A 12,529-nucleotide genomic window follows, 5' to 3' on the forward strand; every position below is an offset into this window, starting at 1 on the left:
CGCTGATCAGCAGTTAGATCCGCCACAGGACGCTGCCGCGGGGTGGGCGATGCCCGACGCGGGTCAACGGGCCCTGACCCACGCTGAACTGCCAAAACGCCGGCACCCGGGCGCCTGGCCGGCAGGTCCGGCGGTGGCGGAGTTTCGCGCGACCTGAGCCGATGGGTTGTCTAGCCTGGCCAATCTTGACAGCTTTCCCTCAAAACCTGGCCGCGCGGATTCGTTCCGTGCGCAGGGGATCCGATGGAGGCAACATGGCAGGTGCGGATACCGAGCACGAGATCGCGTTGGGCAAGGGCCTGCGCCAGCGTCATCTGAGCTTGATAGCACTGGGTGGGGTCATCGGAGCGGGCTTGTTCGTCGGAAGCGGGGTGGTGATTGCCGGCACCGGACCCGCGGCGGTCATCTCCTTCCTCATCGCCGGTCTGATCACGATGTTGATCATGCGGATGCTGGCCGAGATGGCGGCGTCTCAGCCTGTGGTCGGGTCCTTCTACGTCTATGCGCGCCAGGCGTTAGGCCCGCGCGGGGGCTTCGTGACCGGCTGGATGTATTGGTACTTCTTCGTTGTGGTGGTCGCGGTTGAAACCGTCGCGGGTGGGCGCATCCTGCAACTGTGGGTGCCGCAGATTCCGCTATGGGTGCTCAGCCTTGGCTTGCTGTTGGCGTTGACCGCAACGAATCTGGTGTCGGCCAGGTCTTTTGGCGAATTCGAATATTGGTTCTCGTCCATCAAGGTGATCGCGGTAGTTGTCTTTCTGGGTCTGGGTTTGTTGTGGACCATGGGATTATGGCCCTCTGCCACACCGGGATTGGGCAAGCTGGTCGACTTCGGTGGTTTCGCGCCACTGGGTTGGGGCGCGGTGCTGGCGGCCGTGGTGCCGTGCGTCGCGTTTTATACCGGTGCCGAGATCGTCACGGTGGCCGCCGCGGAGTCCGCCGAGCCGGAGCGCGCGGTTTCGCGGGCGATGAAATCGATCGTCGCGCGCATCATCGCCTTCTATGTCGGGTCCATATTGGTCGTAGTCGCCGTGGTGCCGTGGAACACCAAAAGCGTTGGGGTGAGCCCGTATGCGTCCGCGCTCGCGGTCACCGGCATTCCCGGGGTTACCACGGTCATGAACGCGATCGTTCTGACTGCGGTCCTGTCCTGCCTGAATTCGGCGTTGTACACCACTTCGCGGATGGCGTTCGCCCTGACCATCCACGGTGACGGACCACGGTTTTTCACCAAGCTTTCCCGCAGCGGCGTGCCGCGGCGAGCGATCATCTTGGGTACCACCGTCGGCTATGCGTCGGTCGTTGCGACCTACGTCTGGGGCGATGTGGTATTCGAGTTCTTGGTCAACTCCTACGGTGCGGTAGCGCTTTTCGTCTACCTGATCATCGCGATCTCGCAGGTGATCCTGCGCCGCCGCGCCGAACGTGAAGACCCCGGTGGGTTGCGGCTGAAGATGTGGCTTTTCCCGTGGTTGAGTTACGCCACCATCGCCCTGATGGCCAGCGTGATCCTGGCGATGGCGGCGCTGTCGGCCACCCGGTCACAGTTCTTGATGAGCGGGGTAACCCTGGTGCTCATTCTGGCCACCTACGAGGTCCGTCGCCGGCGCCGGGTTGCGGTCGCCAGGAACGCGACCGTCGCGGCGCGGGCGTTCCAACCGGGCGTGCCGATGCCTGCCTGTGCGCAAAGATGCGGGTAACCGGCGTGCCAGACGAAGTGATCCACCCTGATGTCGGCGCGGGCGCGGCGCCGGCGTTACCGGCCGCAGGGCTTGGCATCTCAGACAACCCGATGCGCCGGGTCTGCCAAACCGTGCCGAATATCCCGTGCCGGCGGCATCGCTGACGCCCATTCGGATTGCATCCGTACAGATTTGAAATCGTGACGACGCCGGCTGGCTAAGCCAGCATGGGTCGATCGAAGTTAGGAGAACTAGGTACATGGCACTGTCATTTCATTGGTTCCTGCCCACCTACGGCGATTCACGCGGGCTGGTCGCCGGCGGGCACGGTCTGCCGATGTCGGGCAATCGGCCTGCGACCCTGCGGTATTTGAATCAGATTGCGGCCGCGGCGGAGAGCAACGGTTTCGAGGCGGTCCTGACGCCGGCCGGATTGTGGTGCGAGGACGCCTGGTTGACCACGGCGATGCTGGTTGGGACCACCGAAACGTTGAAATTCCTGGTAGCACTGCGGCCCGGACTGGTCAGCCCGACCTTGGCCGCGCAGATGGCCACGACCTTTCAGCAACAGTCGGGGGGACGGCTGCTGCTCAATGTCGTCACCGGCGGGGAGGCACACGAGCAGCGCGCTTACGGCGACTTCCTGGACAAGCAACAGCGCTACCGCCGCACCGGGGAGTTCCTGCACGTGGTTCGCCAACTCTGGGCTTCCGGTCAACCGGTTACCTTCGAAGGCGAGCACATCCACGTGCACCAGGCTGAGTTGGGACGCCTGCCCGACCCGCCGCCGCCCGTGTTCTTCGGCGGCTCGTCGGAAAGCGCCGGGGCAGTGGCGGCCCGCTACGCCGACACCTATCTCACCTGGGGTGAGCCCCTCATCGCGGTAGGCAAGAAGATCGATTGGATCCGGGGTCTGGCCGCCGACCATGGTCGGGCGCTGTCGTACGGACTGCGCATCCATGTGATCACCCGAGATACCGCCGAAGAGGCGTGGCGAGTGGCAGACCGGCTGCTGGCCGGAATCGATCCCGCCGACATCGAACGGATGCAGGCCAATCTGGCGCGCAGTGAGTCCGAGGGACAGCGACGGATGGCCGAGCTACATGGGGGCGTCCTCGATCAACTCGAGATCGCGCCCAACCTGTGGGCCGGTGTGGGATTGGTGCGTGGGGGAGCCGGGACTGCCCTGGTCGGCTCGCACCAAGAGGTCGCCGAACGCGTCATCGAGTACGCCCGGCTCGGAATCAGCCACTTCATCTTGTCCGGATATCCGCATCTGGAAGAGGCCTACTGGTTCGGTGAGGGCGTGCTGCCGATCCTCGAACGCAAACGACTATGGCATCGGCCGCACGGGTCATCGCCGCATTCGGCTGCGCTGCCGGTGGCTCACTCGTCGGTCAACTGAGCGTTCACAGCCAGTTTCGGTGCCGGAAGCTGCGGTAGAGGATCAGACAGATGATGGCCATGGTGCCGATCACCGCGGGGTAGCCCCACCATGCATCCAGCTCGGGCATGAAATGGAAGTTCATCCCGTAGATGCCGGCGATCATGGTGGGTACCGCGATAATGCCCGCGTAGGCCGAGATCTTGCGCATGTCCATGTTCTGCTGCATGCCGACCCGCGCCAGTGCGGCCTGCACCAGCGAGTTGAGCATCTCGTCGTAGCTGGAAACTTGCTCGGCGGCCTCGGTCTGGTGGTCGGCGACGTCGCGCAGATACCGCCGGACCTCTTTGGAGATCAGATCTTTGTTGTCGGTCTGCATGCGCCCGAAGGCGACCGACAGCGGGTGCACGCACCGGCGCAGTTCCACCACTTCGCGTTTTAGTAGGTAGATCGGTTCTACGTCGAGTTTGCGGCCCGGCTGGAAGGCCACTACCTCGATGCTGTCGATGTCGGTTTCCATCAAAGACGTGACCGACAAGTAGTGGTCGACGACGTAGTCGGCGATGGCGTGCATCACCACGAAAGGCCCCAGCTTCAGATGTTCTGGGTCAGCGTCCATTCGTTTGCGCACTTCCGACAGGCCGCCGTGTTCACCGTGGCGCACGGTGATCACAAAATCCTTCCCGACGAAGATCATGATTTCGCCGGTCTCGACGATCTCGCGGGCCAGCACCACCGATTCGTGCGGAACGTAGTTCACGGTCTTCAAGACCAGGAACAGCGTCTCGTCATAGCGTTCCAGCTTGGGCCGCTGGTGGGCGTGCACGGCGTCCTCGACCGCCAGCGGGTGCAAACCGAAAACATCGGCCACGTCTTGCATCTGTTTCTCGTCGGGCTCGTGCAGCCCAATCCAGACGAATGCTTCCTGGCCCGCCAGTTCGATCTCGCGCACCTCGTTCAAGGCATCGGCGTACTCATACTTGCCGGGTATTCGCCGACCTTCGACGTAGACGCCACAGTCGACCAATGTCTGGGCCCGCGGCGCGGGCTCGGCATCAGTCTGTTGTGGTCGAGGTCGTGCGACGGTCCTAAGCGATTCGGGCAGCGCGTCAAATCCCTGGAACATGTCACCTCCGATCGCAGTGCAGGTTTGACCGGGCGGTGCTCCATGCTACGCCGTTTCGGCACGTCAACGTGGGACCGGAGGTATCGGCATGGGTCTGGATACTTCGGGTCGGTGCGGGTGCGCTAGTTTCGACCCGAAACCCAAACCCCAATATGCAGACTTCTCCATAAGGAGTACCCCGACGTGAGCGCAAGTCCCCTCAAGGTTGCCGTCACCGGTGCCGCCGGCCAGATCGGCTACAGCCTGTTGTTCCGCCTGGCCAGCGGCTCGCTGCTGGGCCCGGATCGTCCGATCGAGCTCCGCCTGCTCGAGATCGAGCCGGCGCTCAAGGCGCTCGAGGGCGTCGTGATGGAGCTTGACGACTGTGCGTTCCCGCTGCTGTCCGGCGTGGAGATCGGCTCGGACGCGAACAAGATTTTCGACGGTGCGAATCTGGCCCTGCTCGTCGGTGCGCGTCCGCGCGGTCCGGGCATGGAGCGCAGCGACCTGCTCGAGGCCAACGGCGCGATCTTCACCGCTCAGGGTAAGGCGCTCAATGAGGTCGCCGCGGACGACATCCGCGTGGGAGTGACCGGTAACCCGGCCAACACCAACGCCCTGATCGCGATGACCAACGCCCCCGACATCCCCCGGGAGCGGTTCTCGGCGCTGACCCGCCTGGACCACAACCGCGCGATCTCGCAGCTGGCCGCCAAGACCGGTGTCGCGGTCACCGACATCAAGAAGATGACCATCTGGGGCAACCACTCGGCCACCCAGTACCCCGACCTTTTCCACGCCGAAGTCAAGGGCAAGAACGCGGCCGAGGTGGTCAATGACCAGGCGTGGATCGAGGAGTACTTCATCCCGACCGTCGCCAAGCGTGGTGCGGCGATCATCGACGCGCGCGGCGCGTCCTCGGCCGCTTCGGCCGCGTCGGCGACCGTCGACGCAGCCCGTTCCTGGTTGCTCGGCACCCCCGCCGACGACTGGGTCTCGATGGCTGTCCTCTCCGACGGTTCCTACGGTGTGCCCGAGGGCCTGATCTCCTCGTTCCCGGTCACCACCAAGGACGGCAACTGGAGCATCGTCAAGGGCCTGGAGATCGACGAATTCTCCCGCGGCCGCATCGACAAGACGACCGCTGAACTGGCCGACGAGCGCAAGGCGGTCACCGAGCTCGGCCTGATCTAGTTCTTCGCGCAGCACCGGCCATGACGGGGTAGGCATCACCCGACGTGGCCGGTGTTGCCGTTTCGGCCCCGCGCGCCGGCTCTCCCGACTATCGATCTCTGATCAGGCATAATGTGACCAGTGTATAGTTTCGCCTATGCGGCCAGTACCCTAGGGCGGTGCCAGATACCGCGACTTCAGCGCTGAAACCAGCGAAAGCCCTGAGTAGCCCATCCTCACTGAGCCCGCAGGTTGTCATCGACAACGACGAGATCTTCCGGGCCCACGTAGACGGCAAGCTTTCGGTAGCGCTCAAGGCGCCGCTGGACACCCAGCGCGCATTGTCGATCGCCTACACCCCGGGGGTGGCGCAGGTCAGTCGGGCGATCGCCGCCGATCCGGCTCTGGCCGCACGCTACACCTGGGCCAACCGGCTGATTGCCGTCGTGAGCGACGGCAGCGCGGTCCTGGGTCTCGGCGACATCGGGCCGGCCGCAGCGCTGCCGGTAATGGAAGGTAAGGCCGCGCTGTTCCAGGCCTACGGTGGCTTGAACGCGATCCCGATCGTGCTGGACACCAAGGATCCCGACGAGATCGTTGAAACCCTGGTGCGGTTGCGGCCCACTTTCGGCGCGGTCAACTTCGAGGACATCTCCGCACCGCGCTGCTTCGAGATCGAACGCCGGGTCATCGAGGCGCTGGATTGCCCCGTCATGCACGATGACCAGCACGGCACTGCGATCGTCGTGCTGGCCGCGCTGATGGGTGCCAGCAAGCTGCTTGGCCGCGACATGACCTCGCTGCGGGCGGTGGTTTCCGGCGCCGGAGCCGCCGGCGTCGCGTGTACCAACCTGCTGCTTGCCATGGGGGTCTTCGACATCACCGTGCTCGACTCGCGCGGCATTCTGCACACCTCGCGCGGCGACATGAACAGCGTGAAACTCGACCTGGCCCGGCGCAGCAACCCCCGTGGCCTCAGCGGCGGTATGGCCGAAGCGCTCGACGGGGCCGATGTGTTCCTCGGGGTGTCGGGGGGCCTGATTCCCGAAGAACTGATTGCCACGATGGCTCCCGGCGGCATCGTGTTCGCGCTGTCTAACCCGGACCCGGAGATACATCCCGATATTGCCGCCAAGTATGCGGCGGTGGTGGCTACCGGCCGCAGCGACTACCCCAACCAGATCAACAACGTCCTGGCGTTCCCCGGGGTGTTTCGTGGCGCGCTCGATGCCGGTGCGCGCCGGATCACCCAACGGATGATGGTTGCCGCCGCCGAGGCGATCTTCTCGGTTGTCAGTGACGATCTCGCGCTCGACAAGATCGTTCCGAGTCCGCTGGATCCCCGGGTCGGGGAAGCCGTCGCCGCCGCAGTGGCGATCGCTTCCGACGTCTGAGGCGCCCGGGTGTGAAAATCGGCAGGCTGGCCGCGCTGCTGCTGACGGCGGCGCTTGTGGTCGCCGGTTGTGGGGGTGGCGACCGTCGCGGCGCTGCGGAGCTGGTGGTCGGAGCCACGGCCGACTCCGAGTCGACGCTGCTGGCCGACATCTACGTCGCGGCCCTGCGGTCATACGGATTCCCGGCGCGGGCCGCAACCGCCGCCGACCCGATGGCGAAATTGGACTCCGGTGACTTTACCGTGGTCCCCGCCTTCACCGGTGAGGTCTTGCGGGCGCTTCAGCCAAGCGCCACGGTGCTTTCTGACAAAGAGGTCTACCGGGCCATGGTCTCGGCGCTGCCGGAAGGCATTACCGCTGGTGACTACGCCACCGCCGCCGAAGACAAACCCGCACTGATGATCACCCAAGCCACCGCCGACAGGTGGGGGGGCAGCGAACTGTCCGTGCTGGCGCGCCACTGCGACGGGCTGGTGGTCGGGAAGGTCGGCGGCGGCGCCACCCCGGCGATGGTGGGCCCGTGCCGGCTGCCCGCGGCGGGTGAATTTCCCGACGGTGCCGCGATGTTCGCCCGGCTGCGCGACGGACGGCTGACCGCCGCATGGACCAGCACCGCCAACCCCGCTGTTCCCGCCGGCCTGGTCATGCTGACCGACGGCAAGCCCGCGCTGATCCGGGCCGAGAACGTGGTGCCGCTGTATCGGCGCAACGCGCTCAACGAACGTCAGCTGCTGGCGGTCAACGAGGTGGGCGGTGTGCTGGACACCGCGGCGCTGGTGGACATGCGCCGCCAGGTTGCCGGGGGTGCGGACCCGCAGGCGGTGGCCGACGGTTGGCTGGGCGAGCATCCGCTGGGGCGTTGAGCGGTTTCGCCGTCCTAAGTGCGGGGCCCGCAGACCTCAGCGGTGCGAGGCCGGCACCAGCCGGCCCAGCACCGGCATGAACAGCCGCTGATATCCAGAACCGGTCAGACGCACCACGATGTCCAGGGCTTTGGCGTCCGGGCCGACCAGCACGCGGGCCTTGTTCTTGCGGACCGCCCCCAGGGTTATCTTGGCGGCTCGTTCCGGACTGGTGCGGGCCACCCGCTTGTCGAACATCTTGGCCAGTTCGTCGGAATCCAGTCCCTCGGCGGCGGTGGCGTTGCGGGCGATCGCTGTCTTGATGCCGCCCGGGTGCACGGTGGTGACCCCGACCGGATGGCCGGCCAGGATCATCTCCTGGCGCAGTGCCTCGGTGAAGCCGCGCACCGCGAACTTGGCCGCGTTGTAGGCGGCCTGTCCAGAAACTGAGAACAACCCGAACACGCTCGAAACTTTGATGGCGTGGCCGTCTCCTGAGGCGATCAGATAGGGCAGGAACGCCTTGGTGCCGTTGAGCACGCCGCCGAAGTCGACGTCCATCACCCGATCGATGTCCTTGAACGCGCAGACCTCGACATCGCCGGTGTGGCCGATGCCGGCGTTGTTGTAGATCTGGTTGACCTTGCCGAAGTGCTCGTTGACCGCGTCCGCGTAGGCCAAGAATGCCTCACGCTCGGTCACGTCGAGTCGATCGGTCTTGACCTCAGCGCCGAGCGCCGTCACCAGCTTCTCGGTCTGCGCCAATCCTTCGGTGTCGACGTCGCTGATCGCTAGCTTGGCACCGGACCGGGCCAACTCGATCGCGAGCGCCCGCCCGATACCCGATCCCGCCCCGGTAACGACGGCGACTTTCCCGGCGAAGCCCTCCATGAACACCCTTCCTCGCGTCAGCCCACTTGTGATCGAGGTTAACCGGTACCGGCGGTCCTCTTTAGTAGGGGTGAGAACAGGAGCCGGCCCTTAGCCGGACTCCTGACGCCGGGAGCACGTCCAGCCCATGGTGGGCAGGTCGCGGGCGGCATGTCCTCAGCCGAACGCGGTGTCCAGGATCTCCTGCTGTTCGACGGCGTGCACCTTCGACGAACCTGATGACGGTGCCGACATGGCCCGGCGGGAAATGCGCTTGACGCTGCTCAGCTTTTCGGGCAGCAGCTCGGGCAGCTCCAGGCCGAACCGTGGCCACGCCCCCTGGTTGGCCGGCTCCTCCTGCACCCAGAAGAACTCCTTGGCGTTGGGGTAGCGGTCCAGCGTTTCGCGCAGCCGGCGCCTGGGCAGTGGAGCGAGTTGCTCGACCCGCACGATCGCCACGTCCTCACGCTTGTCCTTGGCCTTGCGGGCCACCATCTCGTAGTAGATCTTGCCGCTGGTCAGCAGGATCCGGTTCACCAAGTTGCGGTCGCCGACGCCGTCCTCGTAGGTGGGTTCCTCGAGCACCGAGCGGAACTTGATCTCGGTGAAGTCCTTGATGTCACTGACCGCGGCCTTGTTGCGCAGCATCGACTTGGGCGTGAAGACGATCAGCGGGCGCTGAATCCCGTCGAGAGCATGCCTGCGCAGCAGGTGGAAGTAGTTCGACGGAGTCGACGGCATCGCGATGGTCATCGAGCCCTCCGCCCACAACTGCAGGAAGCGTTCGATGCGCCCGGAGGTGTGGTCGGGGCCTTGCCCCTCGTGCCCGTGCGGTAGCAGCAGCACCACGTTGGACAGCTGGCCCCACTTGGCCTCGCCGGAGCTGATGAACTCGTCGATGAGCGATTGCGCGCCGTTGACGAAGTCGCCGAACTGCGCTTCCCACAGCACGACGGCGTCGGGGTTGCCCACCGTATAGCCGTACTCGAAGCCCACCGCCGCGTACTCCGACAGCGGTGAGTCATAGACCAGGAACTTGCCGCCGGTCGGGCTGCCGCCCTTGTTCGTGGTCAGCAGCTGCAGGGGGGTGAATTCCTCGCGGGTGTGGCGGTCGATGATCACCGAATGACGCTGCGAGAAGGTGCCGCGCCGGGTGTCCTGCCCGGAGAACCGCACCAGCTTGCCTTCGGCAACCAGCGAACCAAGCGCCAGCAATTCGGCGAAGGCCCAGTCGATCTTGCCTTCGTAGGCCATCTCCCGGCGCTTTTCCAGCACCGGCTGGACCCGTGGATGGGTAGTGAACCCGTCCGGCACGGCCAGGAACGCGTCGCCGATGCGGGCCAGTAGCGATTTGTCCACCGCGGTCGCCAGCCCCGCCGGAATCATCTGGTCGGATTCGACGGATTCGCTGGGTTGGGCACCGTGCTTCTCGAGCTCGCGGACCTCGTTGAACACCTGCTCCAGCTGGCCCTGGTAGTCGCGCAGGGCGTCCTCGGCTTCCTTGATCGAGATGTCGCCACGGCCGATCAGGGCTTCGGTGTAGCTCTTGCGGACCCCGCGTTTGGTGTCGACGACGTCGTACATCCGCGGGTTGGTCATCGACGGGTCATCGCCCTCGTTGTGTCCGCGCCGGCGGTAGCACAGCATGTCGATGATGACGTCTTTGTTGAACCGCTGCCGGAAGTCCACCGCCAGCCGGGCCACCCACACGCATGCCTCGGGGTCATCGCCGTTGACGTGGAAGATCGGTGCCCCGATTGTCTTGGCGACGTCGGTGCAATATTCGGTGGACCGCGAGTACTCGGGCGCGGTGGTGAAGCCGATCTGGTTGTTGACGATGATGTGGATGGTGCCGCCAACACGGTAACCAGGCAGATTCGCCAGGTTCAGTGTCTCGGCGACCACTCCCTGTCCGGCGAAGGCGGCGTCGCCGTGCAGCATCATCGGCACCACCGAGAAAGCGCGTTGATTCTCGGTGTCGGTCTCGCCATGTTCGAGCAGGTCCTGCTTGGCCCGGACCAGACCCTCGAGCACCGGGTCCACGGCTTCCAGGTGTGACGGGTTGGCGGTCAACGACACCTGAATGTCGTTGTCTCCGAACATCTGTAGATAGACGCCAGTGGCACCGAGGTGATACTTCACATCGCCGGAGCCGTGCGCCTGCGACGGGTTCAGATTGCCCTCGAACTCGCTGAAAATCTGCGAGTACGGCTTGCCGACGATGTTGGCCAGCACGTTGAGCCGGCCGCGGTGCGGCATGCCGATGACCACTTCGTCCAGGCCGTACTCGGCGCACTGGTCGATCGCGGCGTCCATCATCGGGATGACACTCTCGGCGCCCTCGAGTGAGAAACGCTTCTGGCCCACGTACTTGGTCTGCAGGAACGTTTCGAAAGCCTCGGCGGCGTTCAGCTTGCTCAGCACGTATTTCTGTTGGGCCACAGTCGGTTTGACATGCTTGTCCTCGACGCGCTGCTGCAGCCACTGCTGCTGTTCGGGTTCGAGGATGTGTGTGTACTCGACGCCGACATGACGGCAGTAGGCGTCGCGCAGGATCGACAACACGTCGCGCAGCTTCATGTTCTGCGGTCCGGCAAAGCAGCCGCCGACCTTGAACGATCGGTCCAGATCCCACAGCGTCAGCCCGTGGGTGCACACGTCCAGGTCGGGGTGACTGCGGAAGCGAGTCTTGTCCAGGCGAAGCGGATCGATGTCGGCCATCAGGTGACCGCGGTTGCGGTAGGCGGCAATCAGCTCGATGATCCGGGCGTTCTTGTCGACGATCGAGTCCGGGTTGTCGGGGCGCCAGCGCACCGGCAAGTAGGGAATGCTCAACTCGCGGAAGATCTCGTCCCAGAACTCGTCGGCGAGCAGCATCTGGTGGATGGTGCGCAAGAAGTCGCCGGATTCCGCACCCTGGATGATGCGGTGGTCATACGTCGAGGTCAAAGTGATCAGCTTGCCGATACCGAGTTCGGCGATGCGCTCCTCGCTGGCCCCTTGGAACTCGGCCGGGTATTCCATGGCGCCGACACCGATGATGGCGCCCTGACCGGCCATCAGCCGCGGCACCGAATGCACGGTGCCGATGGTTCCGGGGTTGGTCAGCGAAATCGTCACGCCGGAAAAGTCTTCGGCGGTCAGTTTGCCGTCGCGGGCCCGGCGCACGATGTCCTCGTAGGCGGTGACGAACTGCGCGAACCGCATGGTCTCGCACCGCTTGATCCCGGCCACCACCAACGCGCGTTTGCCGTCTTTGCCCTGCAGGTCGATAGCCAGGCCCAGATTGGTGTGCGCCGGCGTGACCGCGTTTGGCTTGCCGTCGACATCGAGGTAATGCCGGTTCATGTTGGGGAACTTTTTGACCGCCTGCACCAGGGCGTAGCCCAGCAGGTGCGTGAACGAGATCTTGCCGCCGCGATTGCGCTTGAGCTGGTTGTTGATGACGATCCGGTTGTCAATCAACAGTTTGGCCGGCACCGCGCGGACGCTGGTTGCGGTCGGCACGTCCAGCGATGCGGACATGTTCTTCACCACCGCCGCGGCGGCGCCGCGCAGCACCTGCATCTCGTCGCCCTCGGCGGGTGGCGGCGCGGGAGCCTTTGCTGGAGCCGCGGCTGGCTTGGCGCTGGGTGCCGCGGCGGGCGAGCCGTTACCCGCCGCGGGCGGGCCGGCGGCTGGTTTGGCGGGCGCCGGTGCGGGCGCGGGCTTCGCCGGAGCGGCGGCGGGCTTCGCCGGGGCTACGGCGGGCTTTTCCACGGTGGGTTCCGTCGCTTCCTGAGTCGACTCGGGGTTGTAGTCAACCAGGAACTCGTGCCAGCTTGGATCGACCGACGAAGGGTCGTCGCGGAACTTGCGGTACATCTCCTCGACCAGCCATTCGTTTTGTCCGAATGGTGAACTTATGTTGGCCACGGCCGCTGTTCGCCTCAATTCCTTGTTCTAAACGTCCTGCAAGCGCCAACGCGCGACGCCTGCGACTTCTTCCAGCCCCGGATTGGCGGGGCGCTTCACATCCCCGGCGGTTCGGAACGTCTCGCCCCATAAAGGCTAACGCTTTGCTGGCGATTCGCCAGAGA

The 12,529-nt window shown here is 65.1% G+C and carries 8 protein-coding genes; 5 read left to right on the forward strand and 3 right to left on the reverse strand.

The features are described from left to right. The first annotated feature begins 254 nt into the window (after positions 1 to 254). Both G6N41_RS07090 and G6N41_RS07095 read left to right on the forward strand, forming a co-directional pair. Complete coding sequence (locus tag G6N41_RS07090; protein ID WP_198966970.1) at positions 255 to 1,700, forward strand: amino acid permease; 1,446 nt, start codon at positions 255 to 257, stop codon at positions 1,698 to 1,700. Between the two features lie 241 nt (positions 1,701 to 1,941). Beyond that, positions 1,942 to 3,087, forward strand: a complete 1,146-nt coding sequence (locus G6N41_RS07095) for an LLM class flavin-dependent oxidoreductase (RefSeq protein ID WP_198966971.1) — start codon at positions 1,942 to 1,944, stop codon at positions 3,085 to 3,087. 4 nt (positions 3,088 to 3,091) lie between these two features. Here G6N41_RS07095 and corA read toward each other — a convergent pair whose 3' ends face one another. Beyond that, positions 3,092 to 4,192 (reverse strand): magnesium/cobalt transporter CorA, encoded by a 1,101-nt coding sequence (gene corA, locus G6N41_RS07100; protein ID WP_012395772.1) that lies wholly within the window; start codon positions 4,190 to 4,192, stop codon positions 3,092 to 3,094. Between the two features lie 183 nt (positions 4,193 to 4,375). On the opposite strand from corA, the gene G6N41_RS07105 reads away from it, so the two are divergent. The 3 genes from G6N41_RS07105 (at position 4,376) to G6N41_RS07115 (ending at position 7,601) form a co-directional block, all read left to right on the forward strand. After that, positions 4,376 to 5,365 (forward strand): malate dehydrogenase, encoded by a 990-nt coding sequence (locus G6N41_RS07105; RefSeq protein WP_012395771.1) that lies wholly within the window; start codon positions 4,376 to 4,378, stop codon positions 5,363 to 5,365. Positions 5,366 to 5,565: 200 nt separating this feature from the next. Continuing rightward, complete coding sequence (locus G6N41_RS07110) at positions 5,566 to 6,738, forward strand: NAD(P)-dependent malic enzyme (RefSeq protein ID WP_198967764.1); 1,173 nt, start codon at positions 5,566 to 5,568, stop codon at positions 6,736 to 6,738. A gap of 11 nt (positions 6,739 to 6,749) precedes the next feature. After that, the gene (locus G6N41_RS07115) at positions 6,750 to 7,601 is read left to right on the forward strand and encodes a glycine betaine ABC transporter substrate-binding protein (protein WP_198966972.1); all 852 of its coding nucleotides are present in this window, start codon (positions 6,750 to 6,752) and stop codon (positions 7,599 to 7,601) included. Positions 7,602 to 7,637: 36 nt separating this feature from the next. Here G6N41_RS07115 and G6N41_RS07120 read toward each other — a convergent pair whose 3' ends face one another. Together G6N41_RS07120 and G6N41_RS07125 are read right to left on the reverse strand one after the other, a co-directional pair. Further along, entirely contained in the window at positions 7,638 to 8,471 is an 834-nt protein-coding gene (locus G6N41_RS07120) for an SDR family NAD(P)-dependent oxidoreductase (RefSeq protein WP_198966973.1), read from the reverse strand. Between the two features lie 156 nt (positions 8,472 to 8,627). Next, positions 8,628 to 12,365 (reverse strand): multifunctional oxoglutarate decarboxylase/oxoglutarate dehydrogenase thiamine pyrophosphate-binding subunit/dihydrolipoyllysine-residue succinyltransferase subunit, encoded by a 3,738-nt coding sequence (locus tag G6N41_RS07125; protein WP_198966974.1) that lies wholly within the window; start codon positions 12,363 to 12,365, stop codon positions 8,628 to 8,630. Positions 12,366 to 12,529: the final 164 nt, after the last annotated feature.

This window comes from Mycobacterium shottsii, assembly GCF_010728525.1.
GTDB lineage: Bacteria > Actinomycetota > Actinomycetes > Mycobacteriales > Mycobacteriaceae > Mycobacterium > Mycobacterium marinum.

Coding starts and splice junctions, on each gene's coding strand:
- G6N41_RS07120 (WP_198966973.1), bottom strand. CDS start 8,471: ATGGAGGGCTTCGCCGGGAAAGTCGCCGTCGTTACCGGGGCGGGATCG.
- corA (WP_012395772.1), bottom strand. CDS start 4,192: ATGTTCCAGGGATTTGACGCGCTGCCCGAATCGCTTAGGACCGTCGCA.
- G6N41_RS07095 (WP_198966971.1), top strand. CDS start 1,942: ATGGCACTGTCATTTCATTGGTTCCTGCCCACCTACGGCGATTCACGC.
- G6N41_RS07090 (WP_198966970.1), top strand. CDS start 255: ATGGCAGGTGCGGATACCGAGCACGAGATCGCGTTGGGCAAGGGCCTG.